The 22,305-nt window shown below is 62.7% G+C and carries 21 protein-coding genes and 1 pseudogene; all 22 read left to right on the top strand.

Features of this window, described 5'->3' with window-relative positions:
• Positions 1-22 precede the first annotated feature (22 nt).
• The 22 genes and pseudogenes from fliD to FFY45_RS13820 all read left to right on the top strand — a co-directional run bounded on the left by fliD (position 23) and on the right by FFY45_RS13820 (position 21,880).
• The gene (fliD, locus tag FFY45_RS13925; protein ID WP_115038937.1) at positions 23-1,348 is read left to right on the top strand and encodes a flagellar filament capping protein FliD; all 1,326 of its coding nucleotides are present in this window, start codon (positions 23-25) and stop codon (positions 1,346-1,348) included.
• Between the two features lie 151 nt (positions 1,349-1,499).
• Positions 1,500-1,913: a flagellar export chaperone FliS gene (gene fliS, locus FFY45_RS13920; protein WP_023903949.1), complete on the top strand. Its 414-nt coding sequence runs from the start codon at positions 1,500-1,502 to the stop codon at positions 1,911-1,913.
• An 8-nt stretch (positions 1,914-1,921) separates the two neighbouring features.
• Positions 1,922-2,215 carry a hypothetical protein gene (locus FFY45_RS13915; RefSeq protein ID WP_176340894.1) on the top strand — a complete coding sequence of 98 codons (294 nt, stop codon included), beginning with the start codon at positions 1,922-1,924 and terminating at the stop codon, positions 2,213-2,215.
• Positions 2,215-2,781, top strand: coding sequence for a PilZ domain-containing protein (locus tag FFY45_RS13910; protein WP_176340893.1), 567 nt, complete (start codon positions 2,215-2,217; stop codon positions 2,779-2,781). Before FFY45_RS13915 ends, FFY45_RS13910 begins: the two co-directional genes overlap by 1 nt.
• Positions 2,782-2,851: 70 nt before the next feature.
• Positions 2,852-3,484 (top strand): response regulator transcription factor, encoded by a 633-nt coding sequence (locus FFY45_RS13905; protein WP_003482986.1) that lies wholly within the window; start codon positions 2,852-2,854, stop codon positions 3,482-3,484.
• Positions 3,485-3,710: 226 nt separating this feature from the next.
• A complete protein-coding gene (gene rpoN / locus FFY45_RS13900) occupies positions 3,711-5,114 on the top strand; it encodes an RNA polymerase factor sigma-54 (protein WP_176340892.1) in 1,404 nt (467 codons plus the stop codon).
• 8 nt (positions 5,115-5,122) lie between these two features.
• A complete protein-coding gene (locus FFY45_RS13895; protein WP_005997154.1) occupies positions 5,123-5,506 on the top strand; it encodes a response regulator in 384 nt (127 codons plus the stop codon).
• Positions 5,499-6,983 (top strand): sigma-54 dependent transcriptional regulator, encoded by a 1,485-nt coding sequence (locus tag FFY45_RS13890; protein WP_176340891.1) that lies wholly within the window; start codon positions 5,499-5,501, stop codon positions 6,981-6,983. The genes FFY45_RS13895 and FFY45_RS13890 overlap by 8 nt, the downstream gene beginning before the upstream one ends.
• A 121-nt stretch (positions 6,984-7,104) precedes the next feature.
• Positions 7,105-8,214 carry a DegT/DnrJ/EryC1/StrS family aminotransferase gene (locus FFY45_RS13885; RefSeq protein WP_176340890.1) on the top strand — a complete coding sequence of 370 codons (1,110 nt, stop codon included), beginning with the start codon at positions 7,105-7,107 and terminating at the stop codon, positions 8,212-8,214.
• 64 nt (positions 8,215-8,278) lie between these two features.
• Positions 8,279-8,503 (top strand): acyl carrier protein, encoded by a 225-nt coding sequence (locus tag FFY45_RS13880; RefSeq protein WP_006452276.1) that lies wholly within the window; start codon positions 8,279-8,281, stop codon positions 8,501-8,503.
• A gap of 5 nt (positions 8,504-8,508) precedes the next feature.
• Positions 8,509-9,549: a ketoacyl-ACP synthase III gene (locus FFY45_RS13875; protein WP_176340889.1), complete on the top strand. Its 1,041-nt coding sequence runs from the start codon at positions 8,509-8,511 to the stop codon at positions 9,547-9,549.
• Positions 9,546-10,310, top strand: a complete 765-nt coding sequence (locus FFY45_RS13870; RefSeq protein WP_176340888.1) for an SDR family oxidoreductase — start codon at positions 9,546-9,548, stop codon at positions 10,308-10,310. Before FFY45_RS13875 ends, FFY45_RS13870 begins: the two co-directional genes overlap by 4 nt.
• Positions 10,307-11,044: an SDR family NAD(P)-dependent oxidoreductase gene (locus FFY45_RS13865; RefSeq protein WP_176340887.1), complete on the top strand. Its 738-nt coding sequence runs from the start codon at positions 10,307-10,309 to the stop codon at positions 11,042-11,044. The genes FFY45_RS13870 and FFY45_RS13865 overlap by 4 nt, the downstream gene beginning before the upstream one ends.
• Positions 11,041-11,685, top strand: a complete 645-nt coding sequence (locus FFY45_RS13860) for a NeuD/PglB/VioB family sugar acetyltransferase (RefSeq protein WP_176340886.1) — start codon at positions 11,041-11,043, stop codon at positions 11,683-11,685. Before FFY45_RS13865 ends, FFY45_RS13860 begins: the two co-directional genes overlap by 4 nt.
• 13 nt (positions 11,686-11,698) lie before the next feature.
• Positions 11,699-12,844, top strand: a complete 1,146-nt coding sequence (locus tag FFY45_RS13855) for an aromatic ring-hydroxylating oxygenase subunit alpha (RefSeq protein WP_176340885.1) — start codon at positions 11,699-11,701, stop codon at positions 12,842-12,844.
• Positions 12,834-13,457 carry an LbetaH domain-containing protein gene (locus FFY45_RS13850; RefSeq protein WP_176340884.1) on the top strand — a complete coding sequence of 208 codons (624 nt, stop codon included), beginning with the start codon at positions 12,834-12,836 and terminating at the stop codon, positions 13,455-13,457. Before FFY45_RS13855 ends, FFY45_RS13850 begins: the two co-directional genes overlap by 11 nt.
• Complete coding sequence (locus tag FFY45_RS13845) at positions 13,454-14,977, top strand: FkbM family methyltransferase (RefSeq protein ID WP_176340883.1); 1,524 nt, start codon at positions 13,454-13,456, stop codon at positions 14,975-14,977. The genes FFY45_RS13850 and FFY45_RS13845 overlap by 4 nt, the downstream gene beginning before the upstream one ends.
• 50 nt (positions 14,978-15,027) lie before the next feature.
• Positions 15,028-15,296 (top strand): annotated as a pseudogene (locus FFY45_RS13840) (hypothetical protein); the annotation flags it as partial.
• Positions 15,297-15,325: 29 nt separating this feature from the next.
• A complete protein-coding gene (locus tag FFY45_RS13835) occupies positions 15,326-16,600 on the top strand; it encodes a hypothetical protein (RefSeq protein WP_176340882.1) in 1,275 nt (424 codons plus the stop codon).
• A 43-nt stretch (positions 16,601-16,643) separates the two neighbouring features.
• A complete protein-coding gene (locus FFY45_RS13830) occupies positions 16,644-17,393 on the top strand; it encodes a 3-deoxy-manno-octulosonate cytidylyltransferase (protein ID WP_176340881.1) in 750 nt (249 codons plus the stop codon).
• 32 nt (positions 17,394-17,425) lie between these two features.
• Complete coding sequence (locus FFY45_RS13825; protein WP_255171978.1) at positions 17,426-18,157, top strand: FkbM family methyltransferase; 732 nt, start codon at positions 17,426-17,428, stop codon at positions 18,155-18,157.
• Between the two features lie 183 nt (positions 18,158-18,340).
• On the top strand, positions 18,341-21,880 hold the full coding sequence (locus FFY45_RS13820) for a glycosyltransferase (RefSeq protein WP_439333538.1): 3,540 nt from the start codon (positions 18,341-18,343) through the stop codon (positions 21,878-21,880).
• Positions 21,881-22,305 lie beyond the last annotated feature (425 nt).

Genomic DNA, 22,305 nt, shown 5'->3' with positions numbered 1-22,305 from the left:
ACGCCCAGACGAGGAATGCAACATGGCATCGGTGATCAGTACTTCCGGCTCCGGTCTGGACATCCCAACTGTGGTGTCCACCCTGGTCTCCCGGCAGAAAGACCCGGAGCAGGCCCGTATCAACAAGGCCGGGACCGCCGCGACGACCCAGTTGTCGGCAATCAGCCAGATCAAGAGCAGCATGACCACGCTCAAATCTGCGCTGGACAAGGTCGTCAGCAGCGCCGACACCAACGCCTACAAGGCGACCGTGCCGACCGATGCCGGCTTCACCGCCACCACCACCAGTTCGGCCGCCCCCGGCAACTACTCGGTGGAAGTGGTCTCGCTGGCCGCCTCTCAGAAATTGGCCTCCGGTGCGTTCACTGCCGATGCCACGGTGGGTAGCGGCACGCTGACGATTGGCTATGGCGACAAAAGCATCACGGTGGACATCACCGGTACCGACAAGCTCACCGACATCGCCGCCGCCATCAACAAGGCCGCAGGTGGCAAGGGCGTCACCGCCAGCGTGGTCACCGCCAACGACGGCCAGCATCTGGTCTTCAACGCGGTCGACTCCGGCACCAAGGGCGCGTTGACCGTCAGTGCCAGCGACCCGAGCCTGAGCAGCCTCACCTATGGCCCCGGCGTCACCGGCGGCTTGAACCAGTCCGTGGCCGCGGCCGACGCGCTGGTGCGTGTGGATGGCTTCGAGCGCACGTCCAGCTCCAACACCATCACCGACATCGTGCCGGGCGTGGTGCTCAACCTCACCAAGGCCGCCGAAGGCACCAAGGTCACGCTGGGCGTTGCAGCCGACACCAGCGGCCTCAAGGCCAACCTCACTGCGTATGCGGCGGCCTACAACACCGCCAACACGCTGCTGGCCAAAAGCACCAGCTACGACGCTGCCACCCGCACCGCCTCGGCACTGACCGGCGATTCGCTGGTACGTGGCCTGCAGCAGCAGTTGCGCGGCCAGGTCAGCGGCAACATCAACGAACTCAAGTCGCTCGGCCTGACCATCGACAAGGATGGCGTGATGAGCTTTGACGGTGGCAAGTTCGACACCGCCATCGCCGCCGACGGCGGTGCCGCCGCCGAGGTGTTCGGCAAGGACAGCAAGTACGGCTCCACCATGACCAAGCTGCTCGACAGCAACGTCAACGTCACCAATGGCACCCTGACCCTGCGCTCGGACAGCTTGAACAAGCAGATCAAGGGCTATGAGTCCGACCTGGACGACCTCGACGCACGCATGGTCAAGCTCAGCGATCGCTATACCGCGCAGTTCACCGCGATGGAAACCATGATCAGCAAGCTGCAAAGCAGTACCAGTTCGCTCAGCAGCCTGCTGACAAGCTGATTTCCGTGATCGCAGTCCTCAAGTCGTACGCCGGTGTTGCCGATACAAGTAGTACCTATCGTGATGTCGGCCTTGCCTGTTGGCAGGAGCGTTGTCGCAGGAGCACCCCGCTCCGGGACCCGCGAAGGCCAGCCAATTGAGGGAGTCATCCATGTACGGTTCCAATCGCCAATATGCCGAGCAATACCGCAAGGTCGGCGTGTCCACCAGCGTGACCGAAGCCGACCCGCACAAGCTGGTGTCGTTGCTGTTTGCCGGCGCCTGCCAGCGCATTCGTCTGGCCCAGGCCTGCCTGGCGCAGGGCGACCAGGCGCGCAAGGGCAAGGCCATCGGCGAAGCCTGCGCCATCGTCGGTCACTTGAACGGCTCGCTCGATCACGAGGCCGGCGGCGAGATCGCAGGTAACCTGTCGGCACTGTACGACTACGTCATGCAGCGCCTGACCGCAGCCAACCTGCATAACGACGAAACTGCGTTGACCGAAGCGCTGGAACTACTCAGCGAAATCGACTCGGCGTGGAACTCCATTCCCCTCGAACAACGCGGCCTTTCTGCCGTTTCGTGAGTCCAGCCATGCATAGCGCGCAAAGCCTTCAAGCCGAAATCGCCGATATCCGCCTCGCCATGGCACAGGAGGAGTTCGAGGTGATGCCGTTCCTGCTGGACAGCCACGATCTGCATTTGCGCGAGTATGCCGAGCATGTGGACCTGAGCCAGGACCGCGACGCGCTGCAGACCTTGCACACCATGCAGCAGGATTTGATGCGGATGATGCTCGAGCGTCGTCGCAAGCTGCTGGACCTGATCCGCGCACAGCGCACCTCATCGACAGCCAGCCGCGCCTATGCCCGGGTCGGACGGATCTGATGAGTACGCTCGGCACACTCGCGCCATCCGCCGATGCCGCGCTGTTCGCCGACACGCTCAGCTGCGAATTGCGTCTGCCGGCCGGTTTTCGCGCCGGTAGCGATGCCGGCTCGCACAGTGCCGCAGAAACCCTGCTGCGCAGCCTGGGCCAGGTGGAAGATCTGCGCAGCGAAGAAACCAGCGAAGACCGCGGCGACCTGCCGCTGCTGGTGCAGCGCATGGATGCCAAACTCGACCTGATTCTGGCCTTGATCGGCCGCCTGGTGCGGCAAGCCGACACCGGCCTGATCCAGGGCACGGTGCGCTGGTCGGTCCGAGGGATCCGCCTGAGTTGCGCAAGCAGCCAGCCGCCAGGCACGGTTGGCAGCGTTTGCCTGCAGCCATCCGACTGGCTTCCTGAACTGGTACAGCTGCCCGCCGACGTATTGGCGAGCGCCCACGATGGCCACGATCACTGGCTGTGGCTGCGGTTTGCGCCGCTCTCGCCCGGCCTGCAGGACGCACTGGAACGCCATCTGTTCCGTCTGCATCGCCGTCAGATCGCCGACGCCCGCCGCCAGCGCTGACGCCGCCTGTTGGCGCGAGGCGCCGGGTCGGCTAAGGTGCCCTTTACTGAAAAAAGGTCTCTTCTGCGCCGTGCGAGTCATCATCGTCGACGATCACACCCTTGTACGTGCCGGCCTGTCCAGGCTGCTGCAAACCTTCGCCGGCATCGATGTCGTTGGCGAGGCCAGCAATGCGCAACAAGCCCTGGATATGACATCCCTGCACCGACCCGATCTGGTGTTGATGGACCTGTCCCTGCCCGGCCGTAGCGGCCTGGATGCCATGACCGATGTGTTGCGCGCCGCGCCGCGTACGCATGTGGTGATGATGTCGATGCACGACGACCCGGTGCATGTGCGCGACGCGCTGGATCGCGGCGCGGTCGGCTTCGTGGTCAAGGACGCCGCGCCGCTCGAACTGGAACTGGCGCTGCGTGCTGCAGCCGCCGGCCAGGTGTTTTTGAGCCCGCAGATTTCTTCCAAGATGATCGCGCCGATGCTGGGCCGCGAAAAACCGGTCGGCATTGCCGCGCTTTCCCCGCGTCAACGCGAGATCCTGCGCGAGATCGGCCGCGGCCAGAGCAACAAGGAAATCGCCGCTGACCTGGGTATCAGCGTCAAGACGGTGGAGACGCATCGCGCACGCATGATGGAATCGCTCGGCTGCCGGCGTGCCAACGACCTGGTGCTGCTGGCCGCCAAACATCACAACGAGCTGGTCTGAGGCGGTCGCTCGGTCGCGAGCGTCCGGCAGGCCGTTGGAAGGCCAAAACAGTGACGGGATTCCGACGGGCATGCTTGAGTCCGCCTGTGGTGTCAGGAATTTCCCGACACCCTGTCAGGAATATCATGAGTCACCTCACACCACTCCCTGATTAGAAACCCGTCGCGTTGTCCTGCAAGATGCGTTCCATCGCCGCTGTGTGCGGCGCCTTTACGGAAGCGCTTCGATGAAGACGACCATTTCCGCCCAGCTTGGCCAGCAACTGCACCTGACCCCGCAGTTGCTGCAGTCGATCCGTCTGTTGCAATTGGACGGCATGCAGCTGGAGCTGGAAATCCGTCGCGCGCTGGAAACCAATCCGCTGCTGGAGCTGGAAGAACTGGCCGACAGCAGCGACGACGTCGCGACCAGCGATGAGGGCGCTTCCGATATCGCCGCCTTCGACGAGCTGCCCGAGAGCACGATGTGGGATGTGCAAAGCAGCAGCTGGAACGATGGCGACGACGACCGCATGCAGCGCGTGGCCGCTGGCGAATCCACCGACCCGCATGTGCGCATCCTGCGCGAACTGGCGCTGGACCTGGACGAGGCCGCGTTGGGGGCCGCCGCGTTCTGGTTGGAGCAGACCGACGACGCCGGCTATCTGAGCGAAGCGTTGGCGACCCTGCAGCAGCTCGGCGCGACCCGTCTTGGTATGACCGTGCAGGCAGTGGAAGCGATCCGTCAGCGCCTGCTGCACGGCGACCCGGCCGGCCTGGCCGCCTGCGATCTGCGCGAGTGTCTGCAGGCGCAGCTGAGCGCCCTGCCCGGCCGCGTGCCGGCACGCCATCTGGCTGCGCGCATCTTGTCCGGCGATCTGGAAGTGCTGGCCAGCCACGATTACGCGCTGCTGGCACGCGCGCACGACGCCGAGCTCGACGATGCACGCGAAGCGGTGCGCCTGATCCTCTCGCTGCAACCGCGCCCGGGCGACGACCTGCTGCAGGAAAGCAACGCCAGCGTGATTCCGGATGTGCTCGCATGGCATGCCGATGGCAGCTGGCGCGTCGCATTGAATCCGGCCACCACGCATCGCGTGAGCATCAATCCCGTGCACGAACGCGCACTGACCGAGGCCGGCGAAGCCGCCCAGCCGCTGCGCGACATGCTGCAAGAGGCGCGCTGGCTGACCCGCGGCCTATCGATGCGTTACGAGACCTTGCTGCGTGCCACGCGTGCCATCGTCGAGCGCCAGGCCGCCTTCCTGGTGCGTGGCGAAGAAGCCATGGCACCGCTGACGCTGAAAGAAATTGCCGATGAGATCGGCATGCACGAATCGACGATTTCGCGCATTACCACTGGAAAATACATTCAAACCCCGCGCGGCACTTTCGAGCTCAAGCATTTCTTTGCCGTGCGTCTGGAAGGCGCAAGCGTCTCCGGCCAGGCGGTCAAGGCGATGGTGCGCAGGCTCATCGAAAGCGAACCGGCCGGCCGGCCGCTGGCCGACGAAGCCATCGCCGGGCTGTTGGCGCGTCAGGGCGTTAATATTGCCCGTCGCACTGTGGCCAAGTACCGCGAACAACTCGACATCGCCCCGGCACGCGAGCGCCGCCGCATCAACAAACCGCTGCTTGCCCGGGCAGGATAAGGATTACTATGAGCAAACTCACCGTGCTGCTGGTCGACGACCACGAGGGCTTCATCAACGCTGCGATGCGTCATTTTCGCAAAGTGGAGTGGCTCAATATCGTGGGCAGTGCCGCCAATGGGCTGGAAGCGATCGAGCGCTCTGAGTCGCTGCGCCCCAATGTCGTGTTGATGGACCTGGCCATGCCGGAGATGGGCGGGTTGCAGGCGACCCGTCTGATCAAGACGCAGGACGATCCGCCGTATATTGTCATCGCGAGCCACTTTGACGATGCAGAGCATCGTGAACATGCCCTTCGCGCGGGTGCTGACAATTTTGTTAGCAAGCTGTCCTATATCCAGGAAGTCATGCCAATCCTGGAGGGCCTGACGGAAGGAGCCAGGAATGAGTGAGTCCCGCATTCTGTTGATCGACAGCGATGCCGTGCGCGCCGAGCGCACGGTGTCGCTGCTCGAGTTTATGGACTTCAATCCACGCTGGGTCACCGACGGCGCCGACATCAATCCTGGCCGTCATCGCCACGATGAGTGGATGGCGGTGATGGTGGGCTCGGCGCAGGATGCTGCACAGGCCGACAAGTTCTTCGACTGGCTGGCCGACGCCAAACTGCCGCCACCGGTGCTGCTGATGGAAGGCAGCCCGAGCGCGTTCGCGCAGACGCACGGGCTGCACGAAGCCAACGTCTGGACGCTGGACACGCCGCTGCGCCACGCGCAGCTGGAAGCCCTGTTGCGCCGTGCCAGCCTCAAGCGGCTGGATGCCGAGCATCAGGCCGGCGTGCAGCAGGACACCGGCCCGACCGGCAACAGCGAGGCGGTGACCCGTCTGCGCCGCTTGATCGACCAGGTGGCAGCGTTCGATACCACCGTGCTGGTGCTGGGCGAATCGGGCACCGGCAAAGAGGTCGTCGCACGCGCCATCCACCAGCACTCGCCACGGCGCGATGGGCCGTTTGTGGCGATCAACTGCGGCGCGATTCCGCCGGACCTGTTGGAAAGCGAACTGTTCGGCCACGAAAAAGGCGCCTTCACCGGTGCACTGAGCACCCGCAAGGGCCGCTTCGAAATGGCCGAGGGCGGTACGCTGCTGCTCGATGAAATCGGCGACATGAGCCTGCCGATGCAGGTGAAGCTGCTGCGCGTGCTGCAGGAGCGCAGCTTCGAGCGCGTGGGCGGTGGCCAGACCATCCGCTGCAACGTGCGCGTGATCGCCGCCACCCACCGCAATCTGGAAACGCGCATCAGCGATGGCCAGTTCCGCGAGGATCTGTTCTATCGCCTCAACGTGTTTCCGATCGAAATGCCGGCGTTGCGCGAACGCGTGGACGACCTGGCCATGCTGGTGCAGACCATCGCCGGGCAGCTGGCGCGCACCGGGCGCGGCGAAGTGCGCTTTGCCGACGAAGCCTTGCAGGCGCTGCGCAGCTACGACTGGCCGGGCAACGTACGCGAGCTGACCAACCTGGTGGAGCGCCTTGCGGTGCTGCACCCGGGCGGTCTGGTGCGCGTGCAGGATCTGCCGGCACGCTATCGCGGCGATTTTGCCGCAGCCACGGCGCTCGAACTTCCGCCCGAGCCGGCGTTGGTTGCCGCACCCGCAGAGGTCAGCACCTTGCCGAGCAATGTGGTGACGTTGCAGCCCAAATCGGCCACCACCGAACCGGCCACCGCGTCCAGCCTGCCCGACGATGGCATCGACCTGCGTGGTCACATGGCCAACATCGAGCTGGCGCTGATCAACGAAGCGCTGGAACGTACCCAGGGCGTGGTGGCGCATGCAGCGCAGCTGCTCGGCCTGCGCCGCACCACGCTGGTGGAAAAGCTGCGCAAGTACGGCATCGATCGCGAGCAAACCGAGCTGGCGAACTAGGACCAGCGCGCCGGCCACGTCTGCTGGCACAGCGCTTGCTTCAGCAGGATCACTCCGTTCGCAGTCATCGGCTGCGAACGGAATCGACATCGACGTGCCGACTCCACTTGCCGAGTGTTTGATGACCATACCCGTCACCAGTCCGCTGCTGCCGCCGCTGGAAGAATTTCTGCCCTATCTGGAGCAGATCTGGACCAGCCGCATCCTCAGCAACGGTGGCGAGATGCATCGGGCACTCGAGCGCGCACTGTGCGACTACCTGGGCGTGTCGCATCTGGCATTGCTGACCAACGGCACCACCGCGTTGATCACGGCATTGCAGGCGCTGCGCATCACCGGTGAAGTGATCACCACGCCCTACTCGTTCGTGGCCACCGCGCACTCGCTGCTGTGGAAAAGCATCACCCCGGTGTTTGTAGACATCGACCCGGTGACGCTCAACATGGATCCGTCCAAGATCGAAGCGGCCATCACGCCGCAGACCACCGCCATCATGCCGGTGCATTGTTACGGCACGACCTGCGACACCGCCGCCATTACGCGCATCGCCGATATCTACAACCTCAAGGTGATCTACGACGCGGCGCATGCCTTCGGTGTGCGCGATGGCGGCGGCTCGATCCTGCGCCATGGCGACCTGAGCGTGTTGAGCTTTCATGCCACCAAGGTGTTCAACACCTTCGAAGGCGGCGCGATTATTTGCCCGGACGAAAAAACCTATCAACGTATCGGGCATCTGAAGAACTTCGGCTTCGTGGATGAAACCACGGTGGTGGCACCGGGCATCAACGGCAAGATGAATGAGATCAGCGCGGCCTTCGGCCTGCTGCAGCTCAAGCACATCGATCAGGCCATCGCCCAGCGCAGCGCCATCGATGCCCAGTATCGGCAGCGTTTGAGCGATGTCCGCGGCATCCGCTGCGTTGCGCGGCCCGATCACGCCACGGCCAACTACGCGTATTTTCCGATTCTGGTGCAGGACGATTACCCGCTGGCGCGCGATGCGCTATACCAATTGATGCGCGAGCACGGCATCCTGGTACGGCGTTACTTCTATCCGTTGATCAGCGATTTCCCGATGTATCGCGCCCTGCCCTCGTCCGCACCGGCATGGCTGCCGGTGGCACGTTCGGTGGCGGCGCAAGTGTTGTGCCTGCCGATCTTTCCCGGCTTGACCCACGACCAGGTCGATACCATTGCCGATCTGATCGCCGGCCAACAGGCAACATGACGGCACCCCGCTCCACGTTTTTTTCAGCCCACCGCATCTTCAACAGGCAACCAGGCGAGATCGCATGACCCAGGCAACGTTTATCGAGAACTTCCTCTCCGCCACCGATTTCCAGGAGCCGGTCGAGGTCACCACCGACACCGTGCTGCTCGAACTCCCGGAATGGGATTCGCTGGCCGCGCTGGGCGTGATCGTGATGTTCGATATGGAATACGGCAAGACCATCACCGGCGAAGACCTGACCACGGCCATCACTGTCGGCGATCTCTACAAACTGACCGAGGCGTAAGCACCATGCCGACCTCCACGCTGCACAACGTTCGCTTTGCCGGCATGGCGACATGCGTGCCGAAGCGGGTGGTGTCCAATCTCACCGATTGCCGGCCGCAGATCCGTTCCGAGCGCGAGCGCCTGGTGCGCAACATCGGCATCGAGACGCGCCGCATGGCCTCGGAGTGGCAGTGCTTCTCCGACCTTGCCTTCGATGCGACGCAGGTGCTGCTAGAAAAACTGCAGTGGAAGCGCGAGGAGATCGATGCACTGATCGTAGTGACGCAGTCGCCGGATTACCCGATTCCGGCCACCGCGATCATCCTGCAGGATCGGCTGGGGCTGTCGCACGCCACGGTCGCCTTCGACGTCAACCTGGGCTGCTCGGCCTACCCGTTCGGCATCAATCTGCTCGGCTCGATGATCGCCGCCGGCGGCGTCAAAAAAGGGCTGCTGCTGGTCGGCGACCGCAGCGCCACGCTGGAAGACCCGATCTTTTCCGATTCCGGCACCGCCACCGCGCTGGAATTCAGCGCCGACGCGCCGCCGATGCATTTCGACCTCAACAGCGACGGCAGTGGCTACAAGGCGATCATCCTGCCCGTAGGCGGACAACGCGAACCGGTTGCGGTGCAGCATCTGATCCCGTTTCGTGAGGAGCCCAATGGCCCGTGGCGTCGTGGAGTGGACCTGATCCTCGATGGCGTGGCGGTACTCAGCTTCTCGACCCAACGCATCCCGCCAGCGGTGCAAAAGCTGCTCGAGTATGCGGGCGTGTCCAAGGAGGAGATCGACTATTTCGTGTTCCACCAGGCCAACCGGATGATCAACGAAACCATCCGCAAGAAGCTCGGCCTGCCGACGGAAAAAGTGCCCTCCACGCTGCGCGACTTCGGCAACACCAGCGGCGCCTCGCTGCCGGTGACCATGACCGCGCGCATCAACAAGGAACTCGAAGCCGGCACCAAACGCGTATTGCTGTGCGGCTTCGGCATCGGGCTATCGTGGGGCACCTGCCTGCTCAACATCGAAGGGGCCGTTTTTCCAGATCTCATCGAATCGTGAGCATCACTCCCGACCCCTTCTCGCTCGCCGGCAAACGCATCCTCGTCACCGGCGCCTCTTCGGGTATCGGCCGCCAGATCGCTATTTCCTGCGCCGAACTGGGTGCCCAATTGACGATCAGCGGGCGCGACCGCGCGCGGCTGACGTCGACCCTGGAGGCGTTGCCGGGCGAGGGGCACGTGGCAATCGCCGCAGACCTGGACCAGCAGGAGGACATCGATCGCCTGGTCGCCGAGGTCGGCGTGTTGAACGGGATGGCGCACGCGGCCGGGATCTCCCGGCTGGTTCCGCTGCGCCTGGTCAATCGGGCGCATTTGGATGACATCTTTTCCAGCAACACATTCGCACCGATGCTGCTGACCCGGGGCCTGCTTGCGAAGAAGCGCATCGCCGCGAACGGCTCGCTGGTGTTCGTCGCTTCGGTCGCCTCGCACATCGGGCCGATGGCGAGCAGCGCGTACGCGGCCAGCAAGAGCGCCCTGCTCGGCATGGTGAGATCACTGGCGCAGGAAGTTGCCAAGAATGGCATCCGCGCCAACTGTATCGCCCCGGGTTACGTGCGCACGCCGCTGCTGGATGGCCTGCAGGGCAGCGGCGGCAACATGGAAGGGCTGTTCGAACTGACACCGCTTGGCATGGGCGAGCCGGAGGACGTCGCCTACGCCGCCACGTTCCTGCTGGCCGATGCGAGCCGCTGGATCACGCGTAACTATTTCGTCGTGGACGGCGGCCTCACCGTGCCAATGGACATCTACGCATGAATACACCGGCACGCATTGCGTTCTCGCTCGAGGGCAAGACGATCCTGGTGACGGGAGCCTCGTCGGGGCTCGGCAGGCAGATCGCTATAGCCTGCGCGCAACGAGGTGCCTGCATCGTTCTCGCCGGCCGCGACAAAGACCGCCTCGCGCAGACCCAGGCGCAGCTGCAAGGCATGGGCCACGTTGGCGTGCTCGGCGACCTGACCAACGCCGCCGATCGCGAGGCACTGGCTGCTGCGGCGGGTACGACGGTACATGGCGTGGTGCACTGCGCGGGCATGCAGAAGCACTGCCCGATCCGGCAGCTGACCGAAACGGCGATGACCGAGATGTACACGGTCAATTTTCTCGCTCCGGTGATGCTGACGCAGCGCTTGCTGCAGGCAAATGCCATCGCCCCGCAGGGCTCGATCGTGTTCATGCTCTCCACTGCCGCGCACCTGGGCACGCGCGGCGTGGGGCCGTATTCGGCGATGAAGGCCGGCCTCATCGGCATCATCAAGTGCCTCGCGCTGGAACAGGCCAAGCGCAAGATCCGGGTCAACGGCATTTCCCCGTCGGCCGTGGCCACGCCGATGTGGGGCGCCGAGCAGCTTGAGGCGCAGAAGGCACGACATCCGCTGGGCCTGGGCGAGCCGCAGGACGTGGCCAATGCCGCGATCTACCTGCTGGCGGACGCCAGCCGCTGGGTCACCGGGACCAGTCTGGTCATGGACGGCGGCTCGATCCTATGACCCATCCCGTATTGATCATCGGCGCCGGCGGATGGGGTCGCGAGGTTCTGGCGCAGATGCAGGGCGATCCTGCGTGCGGAACGCAGTGGCGTCCGTTGGGCTTTCTAGACACGCGCCCGCAGATGCTGGATGGTCTGGGCTGCGATCTGGCCATCGTCGGCAGCCCGCTCACGTACCAGCCGCAGGACGAAGAACGCTTCGTGTGCGCGATCGGCGATCCGCATTCGCGCCAGCGCTATGCACAGCCGTTGCTGGCGCAAGGCGCGCAATTCATTCCGATCCTCACTGGCGCGTTCGTGAGCCCGCGCGTACATATCGGCACTGGCTGCTTCCTTTGCCATCGCGTGCAGCTCAGCCCCGACGTATGGCTGGGCGAGTTCGTCAACGTGCAGGCCAACACCATGCTCGGGCACGATGTCCATGTCGGGGACTACGCGCAGATCGGGGCAATGACCTTCGTCGGCGGCGGCGCGCGGATCGGTGAGCGCGCCATCGTGCACCCGCACGCCACCATCCTGCCCGGCATCCAGATCGGCGACAGCGCCGTCGTCGGCGCCGGTGCGGTCGTGGTCAAGGACGTGCCGGCCGGCGCCAGCGTGTTCGGCAACCCGGCCCGGGTCATCTACCACAAGGATTCCTGAGGAAGCCGCGCCGATGCGATCGCGAATGCACCCCAGCTACTACCTGTCGACGGACATCTTTGCCCGCGAACAGCGCAAGATCTTCCGCAAGGTCTGGCTGTTTGCCGGCCTTAAGACGCTTGTGCCCGATAACAACTGCTTCATCACCCGCAGGCTCGCCGGCATACCGGTGTTGATCCAGAACTTCCAGGGCTGCCTGCGCGCGTTCGAGAACGTCTGCCTGCACCGCAGCGCGCTGCTACAGACCACTGCGGTGGGAAAGCGCCCGCTGGTCTGCCCTTACCATGCATGGAAGTACGACGCCGACGGCCGGGTTGAGAACATCCCCGAGTGCGATGCCCTATATGGCTTCGGCGATGAGGAACGGCACGGTCTGCAGCTGCGCGAGTTCGCGCTGCGCGAGGTGGGCAACCTGCTGTTCGTCAACCTCGATCCCGACCCGATGCCAATCGAGGAGCAGTTTTCGGCAGACTTCATCGCCTTGCTGGAAAGTAGTTCCAACGCCTATGACACTGAGGTCATGGTGACCACATGGCGTGGCCGTTACAACTGGAAACTCGCTTACGAAAATCTTCGGGATGCCAATCACCCGCGCTTCGTCCACCCTAAAACCCTGGCCAAGAGTGTCAGCTTCTTTGCCGAGGTAAACGAAGAACAAGCCAAGGAGTCGATGGAAGCTTTACAAGACAGCTCGCCCGCTGCCTTGAGGCGCGAGATGCGCCGCTTCAGTTTCGGCGGCCCGGAAGCACCAATACCCAACCTTAAGCACTTCGGCTGGCACGATAAAGTGGAACGCTGGGGCAAGCAGGATGCCTACTTCAACTGGTTGGCTTTCCCGAACATGCATATCGCCAGTTCCAATGGCGGCTATTCTTTCACCCTGGAGCACCATATCCCCGTTGCGCCGGACACGACCGATTTGGAAATCTATTGGTTTAGCGCACGCAGGAAACAGCCTTACGGTTCTTCCAGCCAATTGCTACTGGCACAGATGCACGGCAGCAAGGTGGTGGTGGGTGAAGACATAGAAATCATGGAGCGGGTGCAGGCGGCATTGCACACAGACGCTCCGCTGCCCACCCAGGGTGCCTATGAATCCATGAATCGCCTGGTCGAGCGCTGGTACACGATGCTGGTGGAGACCGAACATGAAATCTAGGTGGATCATCGGCCACAACGAATACCTCGACCTGGCTTTTCACGCCTGGAAGCAGGCGCGTCAGGACGAGAGGGTCATCAGGATCGACGTGCCACAAGACGCGGAACACGAATTCGATCTTGGTGTGCTGGATGGACTAAATCCGAGCGACGGGGCCATGTTCGTGGCGTTCGACGAACGCTTCGGCAACTTCAAGCGCATGGAACTGATGCAGGCAGCAATGGAGCGTGGCTTCAAGCTGGAGCCCTTCATCCACTCCAGCGCAGCCATCGGCGCTGACACGGCCATCGGGCTCAACGCATTCGTGGGTGCCAATGCTGTTGTCGGGCACGCGTGCAGGATCGACTACAACACCGTCATCCACGCCGGCGCGCACCTCGGACCGGCATGCCGCGTCAAATCTTCATGCTGGATAGAGAATGGCGTGCAAATCGGCGCGGGCGTCGAGATCGGCGGCAATAGCATCCTGCGGACCGGCGCCATCGTGAGCGGAGGCGTCAAGGTGGGACGAAGCTGCGAACTTGGCTGGCCACGTGTCTACCGCGAGGACGTGCCTGCCAAGACCTATTTCGACGCCCGCTACGACACCCCCATTCATACCTACGAGAGATGACGTTCATGAACTCAAGAAATGAGCAGCTTCGCCAACGGATTCTACGTATTGCGGAGCGGGAGCGCCCTGCACTCGAGGATGTCATTGCGCGCCTCCCCGCGATTGCCAACCGCCCTGTATTCCTCGTCGCTCCAGAGTCCTATGCAGGCGTGGTGCATGGGCCCGGGGTCGTTGCCAACCTGCGCCATGTTGTTGCCGCAATTGATGATCAAAGCATCCACCTGGACCGCATCCACGGCGCGCCGCGCTGGAGCAGTCAGGAGTTTCTGGCCAAGGCGGGTCAGTATGCGGATGCGATCGCTATCGATTTCTCTTGCAGCCCGCGCGGACGGGCGTTTGCAAATGACCTCTGCACCAGCGCGGGCATTGAGCAACTGAGCATTGCGCCTTCCCTGGATCCGCTGATCCCGGGTTTCGAGCAGCGCCCCCTCTTTCTGCTCCAACCGCGCTCGGACATTGGCAACATTTATGGGCCAAAGATCGTCCAGCACCCTAGCCATGTCATAGCCGCCGTTGATGACCAGCCAAGCGACAGCGACACCGTTCATGGGGTGCCGCGTTGGACTTCGCGCCAGTTCATCGAACAAGCGGCGCAGCATTCCCAGGCATTGGCCATCGATTTTTCTTACAGCCCGGGAGAATCGGGCCTGGCCCGTAAGCTCTGCGAGCAAGCAGGCATTGAAAGAGTAGATGCCTGCCTGGCCGTTGCTCACTGTGGGCTGCCCGCCGTATACGAGTCTGCCCAGGTATACCGTCAGCGGACGCTTGCGCGCCTGGACGAATTCCTGCGTTTTGCGGATCGACTGGACGACGATTTCAGTGTTTTTACGCTCTACAGCAACCTGTTGTTCCGCCTGACCTACGATTCCAGCCTCCTGCTGGACTGCTGGGCTACGCCGATCAACGAGTACTTTTCAACGTACGCCGATAGCAGCACATTCCAGCTGGGCCAGCGTGAACATTTCTGCGATGGCGGTGCCTTCCAGGGCCCCATCGTCCACAAGTTTCTAGAAGCATCCCGCTATCACTACGAAAGCATCACCGCCTTTGAACCCGATCGCATCAACTTCCAGAAATTGGAGGGCATCGCAAGTGCCCTCCCCCTTCCCCGGCACAACTTCAAGGCCATAAAAAAAGCCATCTCCAACGAACATACGACGCTGCGCTTCGAGGAGACCGGCACCGTTTCCAGCCATGTATCGCCGGATGGCGGAATCTCCGTGACTACTACGCGCCTGGACGACGAGTTGGAAAAACTGACGCTACTGAAGTTGGATATCGAAGGGTTTGAAGCCAGGGCACTAGAAGGCGCATCTCACCTCATCCGTACCCAGCGCCCCCGTATGGCTATTTGCGTCTATCACTACGCCCAGGATCTACTGGATATCGTGGAACAACTGGACAAATTGGTGGATGGCTATCACTTCCGTCTACGCCAGCACTCTCCCGGCCACTATTACGATCTCGTTTTGTATGCATCGCCCGTCGCCGGTGCCGCGCCGCCGCCCTGGGCGGAGTGAGCCCAGGGAAATTCACGACTTGGAAAAGATCCCGCAATAGTTTTCTTTGTTGGCGGGGCTTACACCATCACGCCACACTCTGCATCGCTGCCTACGGGTTTCGGGTGGCCGCACGCTTGCGCGGAGTTCTTAAGAAAAACCGTCACGATGCGCGCAACGTGCTTTACCCGAAGATGACCGCCCACGCGGCGCACCCGTCAGGCGTCCAGCGCCATGTCGCCGACTCGATCGCGACATTGCGCTGGATGATCGCCATCGCAATCAGCGCGAAGCTGCTCGACGGAAACCAACCGTATCTCCGAATTTAATGACACAGTAAAACTAGCAGAGCACACAAGGAAGCCTGTCATGGCGTTAGCAATCGGCTCGATCGAGCGAGCCACCATCAAATATCCAGGGCTGAATCCGCGCAACGCTAAGTTGATCGGCTGGGGTGCGGGACAGTTTTTCCGCGATTTCTATCCAGCCATCGCTCAGCAGTTGAACTTGCAGTACACCATCTGCCCAAGGCCGGAGAATCAGGGCACGACTGTCCATGGCCTGCCGGTCAGACCACCTTCGGCGCTGGAGGACGAATCGGTCGATGATGTGCTGATCGTCATCTTCTCCAATCACGCGGCAGAGGTGATGAACCAGATTGCAAAGGCACATGGCCGTTTCCGCACGGTACGTGCCGTCGATTACGACCAGGGCAGCATTGCACTGCTGCACGAATTACAGGATTTCTCGCGCTTGTTGCCCGAGCTGCAACTGTCGCGCCAACTGACTAAGGCGGATACCGGCATCTTCGTGCAGGGGCTCGCGTTCGACTTTACGCCCTTGGTGCTGGCCTGGAATCGCCTGCGTTTCCCTTGGGCGTACCAGTGCATGGTGACCTGGGACCACCAACCAAGTGCGCTGCTGGACCGCTGCAGGCCCTGGCTGGACAAGCTGATTTTGGTGCCTCAGCCGGAAAACCTGGGCCTGCACTACCGCAATGCGGTGCTGCGCTCCGCACGCCTGGGCGTGGAGCATCTGGCTGAGCAAGGTATCGAGTTTGCGGTGCGTTGCCGTAGCGACAACGTGCTGACCGGCTCAACCCACGACGCCATCAATGTCCATTTTAGAGGCAAACGCAATCAAGGAAAGATCGCAATTTCTTTGGGAGCAGGGTTTCGAAACATCCCGTTCCTTTTCACCGAGAAAGCAATGCTTGGTAGGACGCAGGACATGCTGGCATTGTGGTCGATGCCAGAGGATCCGCGACCGGCAAATTATGCGGACGACGAATTTTCTCCAATGAACGAACTTGCACCCAATCGGCATTTTCAACAGCTAAGCCAATACGCCTTCGAGTCGTCGTTGTGGAAGAACTACGCACGCCAGCTTGGATTCCCGGCCGAGACCCTGGTCGATAGCTACCGGTTTGCACAGTCACGTCTGCTGGCACTGGAGCCGCATCTGAGCTGGACGTCGTTGAAGCTTGTGTCGTTGTTCAATGTGGCTCGCGACAACAGCTACGGTTTCTCGATGGACTTGTGGAACCGCCTATTCACTGACACCGATGCAGTACTCGAGGCTGCCGAGGCAGTCAGCCAGCTGAATCTCAACTCCACAGATTTTTGGCAAGGCAGAGTCGGCTGAACCGCCCTCGCTACTCAACGCCATCGGTTGCCAGGAGGCTTCTATGACTTACGCCATCATCATCCCTGCGCGGCGCGACTCCTCGCGTCTGCCCGGAAAACCGCTGATCGAATTGGGCGGCGTGCCCATGATCGTACGTACCTATCAGCAATGCGCCAAGGCCGCGCCGGCCGAGCACATTCTGGTCGCCACCGACTGCGATGTGATTCAACGTACCTGCGAGCAGGCCGGCATGCGCACCTTGATGACCTCCAGCGACTGCCTGACTGGCACCGATCGTGTTGCCGAGGTCGCACAGCAACTCGATGTGGACACCTACATCAATGTGCAGGGCGATGACCCGCTATTCAATCCGCAGGACGTGCGCTTGCTGATCGATGCTGCAGTGGCGGCGCCGAATGACGTCATCAACGGTTACTGCCCGGTCGCCAACATCGACGAGTTCCATAATCCGAGCGTGCCCAAAGTGGTCGTACGCCCTGACGGGCGCCTGTTGTATATGTCGCGCGCGTCGATCCCGATCACCAAGCAAGGTGAGTTTGGGCGTGCCTGGCGGCAGGTGTGTGCGTATGCATTCCCCAAGAAGGCGTTACGGGCATTTGCTTCGGTATCTTGCAAGACAACGTTGGAAGAAATCGAAGACATCGAGATCCTCCGTTTTCTGGAACTGGGCTTTGAGGTGCGCATGGTGCAGATGAGCAACCAATCGATCGCGGTGGATACGCCGGCTGATGTAGTGCGGGTGGAAGCAGCACTGCGCATGATGCAGCTCGGCGAGCACAACGCGCCATGACGCAGGATAAGACGCCCCATACGCAGCCCGGCATGCATTCGCCCATCTGCGGCACTTCCGATCTCAGAAACGAAGAACATGCTCAGGCGTATTCGCCACGACGGTTCTTCGACCAGTTACTGACGACCAACGCCCCGGTGATAGTGGACGTGGGCGCGCATCGCGGCGAGTCGATCCAACACTTCAAGTCGATCTATCCGGATTGCCAGCTGTATTCGTTCGAACCGGACCCACAGAATTTTGCCGAGCTGGAAAAAATGGCAGCGCAGTTCGGCACGACCACCATGTGCGTTGCATTGGGCGAGAAGGAAGAAGTCGGTCACTACTACCGGCAGAGCATCTCGCACCTGGGCGGATTGCTGCCAATCAATGCGGATTCTACAGACTCGCTTGGGTATGCGCGGCAGGCCTCGAATGAGGTGATTACCGTAAACAAGTCTACCCTCGACGCGGCCTGCGCCACGCTGGGGATCGCCCAGGTACATATTCTGAAGATCGATGTGCAGGGGTTTGAGCGTCAGGTACTGGAGGGCGCAACTGCGATCCTGCAGCACACTGACTGCGCGGTGATCGAGATCGGTCTGTACGATTTCTACGGCAAGACCAACAGCTTCGTCGACGTGGTCAACCTGATGCAGGCCGCGGGCTTTTCGCTGTGGGATATCGCCAAGCTGTCAAAGAACCCGAAGAGCTTGCGCACCGATTGGATTGAAGTGGTATATCGCAAGGATGCCGCACAACTGCAAAATCTGCAGCACCCATAAGTGCTGCGCCCGGCCGTCGCCGGGTCGGTGGTCCCCTTCCACACTAACGGCACGCTTGTTGCATCTTCGGCTAGGCTGGCACCACCCAGGTGCACCCTCGACCGGTGCATGATGGGGTGCCCTGCCCTCACCCGTTGCCGCGCTGTGGATGCACCTTTGACTGTTCAAAACGATCGATCACCGCTGACTTCTAACGCTCGGGTCAGCATCGTCATGCCGACCTACAAGCCGCGCTATTTCGCGCAGGCGCTGGATAGCGTGCTGGCGCAGACCTACACGGCATTGGAGCTGGTGATCTGCGACGACAACACCGATGGTGCCATCGAGGCCGTGTTGGCGTCGAGGCTGGCTAACGCCCCATTTCCGATCCGCTACCACCGCAATACCACCCGTCTCGGTGAACTCGGCAGCACGGTCAAGGGGATCGGCCTGGCGCAGGGCGAATACATCAAGTTCCTGCACGACGACGACGTGCTGCAGCCGGACTGCATCGCACAGCTGATCAGCGCGATGGAACGTAACCCCGGCACAGCGCTGGCGTCCTCGCGCCGGCTGCGGATCGACGATGACGGTGCGCCGTTGCCCGACATCCTGGCCACCAGCTTCCCGTTTGCCGAGGATGTGCTGATCGACGGGCAGGAGCTGGTGTCGTTCCTGGCCGACCACGCTATCAACTTCATCGGCGAGCCGAGTTGCGTGCTTGCACGGCGCGCCGACCTGGTGGCGCTGGGTGGCGAGCTGATGATGTTGAACGGCAAGGCCATCCACTGGGTTGGCGATCTGGCGATCTACGTCAAGCTGCTGCGTCACGGCAACCTGGCCCTGCTGTCCAGCCCGCTTACGCATTTTCGCGTGTCGAGCGCGCAATTCAGTCAGGCTGGTCGCGATCAGCCGGGCATCGGCGATCAAGGCCACGAAGACCTGCGCGAAGGCATCCGCCAACTCGGCTGGCGGCGCGACAGCGGCGACAACCGCCAGGTGCGCGTCGCGCCGCTCAGCCCGCACAAGGCGCGGGTGTTCAAGTCGGTGGATCTGGTCAATGCGCTGATGCAAAGCGCCGGCATGGCCGAGCGCGTGTCGCCGTCCACCTGGTTGGGCGTGCGCCATCCCAGCAACGTCCAGCGCTCACGGATCGAGGCGCGCTTGCAGGCGCATGCAGGTGGCCCGCGGATCGCAGTGATGTTGATCGACAGCAATGGCGATGCGGCAGCGGTGGCCGCAACCCAGGCCAGCCTGGCTGCGGTGGCGTGTTATCGGAATCAGCAGACCTGGGTTTTCAGCAACTCGGCGCAGCAGGTTGCCGACCACGGCGAGCGCGGCGTGCTGATTGGCCAGCACGGCCTGGCAGCGCCACTCAACCAAGCCATCGCCACACAGGAGTCCATTGACTGGGTGCTGCTGGTCGAAGCCGGCAGCCTCTTCACTGCCAGCGGCCTGTTGATGCTGGCGCTGGAGATGCTCGCGCTGCCGGACGCGTGTCAGGCCGTCTACGCCGATGAAGTGGTCGCACTGGACGGCGGTCAGCTGGGGCTGGCGATGCGGCCGGCGCTGTATCTGGACATGCTGTTGAGCGCGCCATCGACGATGTCGCGGCATTGGCTGTTCCGGCACCGCACGTTGCTGGCCGATGGCGGCTTTCCAACCGAAACGAGCGACGCATTCGAGCTCGATTACCAATCTGGGCTGGTCGAGCGCTACGGCCTGCTCTGCATCCAGCATATCGCCGAACCCTTGCTGGTGGCATCGGCCACCACCGCCCGGCACAGCGACGAAGACGAACAACGCGCCATCACCCGCCATCTCGCCACCCGCGGCTATATGGACGCGGTGGTGAGCAGCAACGGCCCCGGTCGTCATGCAGTGGATTATCAGCACGCGCAGCAGCCGCTGGTTAGCATTCTTGTGTTGGTGGATGGACGCCTCGCGCAGGTGCAGCGCTGCCTGGAAAGCGTGCTCGCCAACACCACTTATCCGCATTACGAGCTGCTGTTGCTGGATCGCGGCGACAGCACCGAGCCGGAGCTGCGCGACTGGCTGACGGGCATCGACAACCTCGGCCTGCAGCAGATCCGCGTGCTGCGCTTTGAAGGTGAACCCTCGCGCGAGGCAGCCTGCAATGCCGCAGCCGAGCAGGCACGTGGGGACATGCTGCTGTGGCTGGCAGCGGGCGCGGCGGCGATCAAGGCCGATTGGCTGGCGCAGTTGCTCAACCATGCGCTGCGGCCAGAGGTCGGCGCAGTAGCCGGCAAGTTGCTGCGCGGCGACGGTACCGTGCATCACGCCGGTCTGCTGCTGGGCCTGGGTGCACCGGCAGCACGCGCATTCGAAGGGGCCGCGTTCGACGAATCGGGCTACCTGCAGCGGCTGCAACTGGATCAGAACTACAGCGCACTCAGTGGCGAATGCCTGATGCTGCCACGCCAGCTGTTTCTGGACGCCGGCGGCTTTTCGCAGGAGCCGGCGTTGGCGCAGTGGAGCGATGTCGATCTGTGCCTGCGCCTGCAGCAGGCCGGCTATCTCAATGTGTATGCCGCGCGCGCGCAGTTGTTGATCGACCCGCCCGAAACAGCGCCCGCCACCGCCCTCGACGAAGAAGCGATGTACGCACGTTGGCTGCCGGTAATGGCCAACGACCCGGCCTACAACCCGGGTTTTTCGCTGGATCCCGGCGCCGGTTTCAAACTGGCCGACCCACGCGCCAGCTGGCGGCCGCTGCAATCGTGGCGGCCGCTGCCGAGCGTGATCGCACTGCCGGCCGATATCGAAGGCTGCGGCCACTATCGGGTGATCCAGCCGTTGCGCGCCTTGCGCGAAGCCGGCATGGTCGAGGGCGTGCTGTTCAACGGCTATCTGGAGATCAGCGAGCTGGCGCGCCAGGATCCCGACGTGGTGATCCTGCAACGCCAGGTCGGCGAGCCGCGGCTGGAAGCGATGCGGCGGATGAAGGCGCTGTCGCGCGCATTCAAGGTCTACGAGCTGGACGACTACCTGCCCAACCTGCCGCTGAAGAATGCCCATCGCGAGCACATGCCCAAGGACATCCTCAAGACCGTGCGGCGCGGGCTGGGCATGGTGGACCGCTTCGTGGTCTCCACCCCGGCGCTGGCCGAGGCATTCGCCGGGCTGCATAGCGACATCCGCGTGGCCGAAAACCGCCTGCCGGCACATTGGTGGAACGTATTGCCGGAGCGTTCGCTCGAACGCGGCCGCCGCCCCCGCCCCCGCATCGGCTGGGCTGGCGGCGCCAGCCACACCGGCGACCTGGAACTGATCGCAGATGTAGTGCGCGAGCTGGCCGACGAGGTCGACTGGGTGTTCATGGGCATGTACCCGTTCGCGCTGCGCCAGCACATCCATCACTTTCAGCCTGGCGTGCCGATCGATCACTATCCGGCCGCACTGGCGGCGCTGGACCTGGATCTAGCGCTGGCACCGGTGGAGCAAAACCTGTTCAACGAGTGCAAGAGCAACCTGCGCCTGCTCGAATACGGCGCCTGCGGCTACCCGGTGATCGCCAGCGACGTGCGCTGCTACCAAGGCAACCTGCCGGTGACGCTGGTAAAGAACCGCTACCGCGACTGGATCGGTGCGATCCGCGAGCACCTGGCCGACCCGGCCGCTGCGGCAGCAAAGGGCGCGGCGTTGCGTGAAGTGGTGCGCCGCGACTGGATGTTGACCGGTAGCAATCTCGATCGGTGGAGTAAGGCGTGGTTGCCGGATTAGCTGGTCAAGTGCGCGGGTGCATGCACTACTGTTAGAACACGTTGTCATCGAAACCAAGCCCGCCGACTCAATCAGCTCACAGCCGCAGAGATATCGAGTCGTAGCGTCGTTTAGCTACAGTCATAATGAATAGATCAAAGGCCTGGTCGGTCGAGGGCGCGGCGCCCTCGCCGCCCGCGGGACACGCCGCAAGTACGTCCATGTAGGCTCGGTGGCGGCATCCATGCCGCCACACGGTCCCGCAAGCGGCGAGGACACCGCACCAGGAAGTTGGTCGGTAGCCAAGTAAAAGGCGGGCCATCTCGCGGGTTGCATTGGCTTGCGAGTACGGGCCGCAACTACAGAGATCCAACGCATCAGAAGCACGTCATGCATTGCTTACACCCTGCACACCGACCATCTCGGCTGGTCCTTGCCCGCTCACC

Origin of the sequence: Xanthomonas hortorum (assembly GCF_011305375.1) — a bacterium.
In the GTDB taxonomy this organism is placed as follows: Bacteria; Pseudomonadota; Gammaproteobacteria; order Xanthomonadales; family Xanthomonadaceae; genus Xanthomonas; species Xanthomonas hortorum_E.
This window is presented reverse-complemented; position numbering and strand designations above follow the sequence as displayed.

What these genes read in the sequence shown, in the direction of transcription:
- fliD (WP_115038937.1), top strand. Translation starts at nt 23, where the DNA reads ATGGCATCGGTGATCAGTACTTCCGGCTCCGGTCTGGACATCCCAACT.
- FFY45_RS13845 (WP_176340883.1), top strand. Translation starts at nt 13,454, where the DNA reads ATGACGTTCATGAACTCAAGAAATGAGCAGCTTCGCCAACGGATTCTA.
- FFY45_RS13860 (WP_176340886.1), top strand. Translation starts at nt 11,041, where the DNA reads ATGACCCATCCCGTATTGATCATCGGCGCCGGCGGATGGGGTCGCGAG.
- FFY45_RS13850 (WP_176340884.1), top strand. Translation starts at nt 12,834, where the DNA reads ATGAAATCTAGGTGGATCATCGGCCACAACGAATACCTCGACCTGGCT.
- FFY45_RS13885 (WP_176340890.1), top strand. Translation starts at nt 7,105, where the DNA reads ATGACCATACCCGTCACCAGTCCGCTGCTGCCGCCGCTGGAAGAATTT.
- FFY45_RS13890 (WP_176340891.1), top strand. Translation starts at nt 5,499, where the DNA reads ATGAGTGAGTCCCGCATTCTGTTGATCGACAGCGATGCCGTGCGCGCC.
- FFY45_RS13880 (WP_006452276.1), top strand. Translation starts at nt 8,279, where the DNA reads ATGACCCAGGCAACGTTTATCGAGAACTTCCTCTCCGCCACCGATTTC.
- FFY45_RS13855 (WP_176340885.1), top strand. Translation starts at nt 11,699, where the DNA reads ATGCGATCGCGAATGCACCCCAGCTACTACCTGTCGACGGACATCTTT.
- fliS (WP_023903949.1), top strand. Translation starts at nt 1,500, where the DNA reads ATGTACGGTTCCAATCGCCAATATGCCGAGCAATACCGCAAGGTCGGC.
- FFY45_RS13895 (WP_005997154.1), top strand. Translation starts at nt 5,123, where the DNA reads ATGAGCAAACTCACCGTGCTGCTGGTCGACGACCACGAGGGCTTCATC.
- FFY45_RS13830 (WP_176340881.1), top strand. Translation starts at nt 16,644, where the DNA reads ATGACTTACGCCATCATCATCCCTGCGCGGCGCGACTCCTCGCGTCTG.
- FFY45_RS13835 (WP_176340882.1), top strand. Translation starts at nt 15,326, where the DNA reads ATGGCGTTAGCAATCGGCTCGATCGAGCGAGCCACCATCAAATATCCA.
- FFY45_RS13825 (WP_255171978.1), top strand. Translation starts at nt 17,426, where the DNA reads ATGCATTCGCCCATCTGCGGCACTTCCGATCTCAGAAACGAAGAACAT.
- FFY45_RS13865 (WP_176340887.1), top strand. Translation starts at nt 10,307, where the DNA reads ATGAATACACCGGCACGCATTGCGTTCTCGCTCGAGGGCAAGACGATC.
- rpoN (WP_176340892.1), top strand. Translation starts at nt 3,711, where the DNA reads ATGAAGACGACCATTTCCGCCCAGCTTGGCCAGCAACTGCACCTGACC.
- FFY45_RS13875 (WP_176340889.1), top strand. Translation starts at nt 8,509, where the DNA reads ATGCCGACCTCCACGCTGCACAACGTTCGCTTTGCCGGCATGGCGACA.
- FFY45_RS13915 (WP_176340894.1), top strand. Translation starts at nt 1,922, where the DNA reads ATGCATAGCGCGCAAAGCCTTCAAGCCGAAATCGCCGATATCCGCCTC.
- FFY45_RS13910 (WP_176340893.1), top strand. Translation starts at nt 2,215, where the DNA reads ATGAGTACGCTCGGCACACTCGCGCCATCCGCCGATGCCGCGCTGTTC.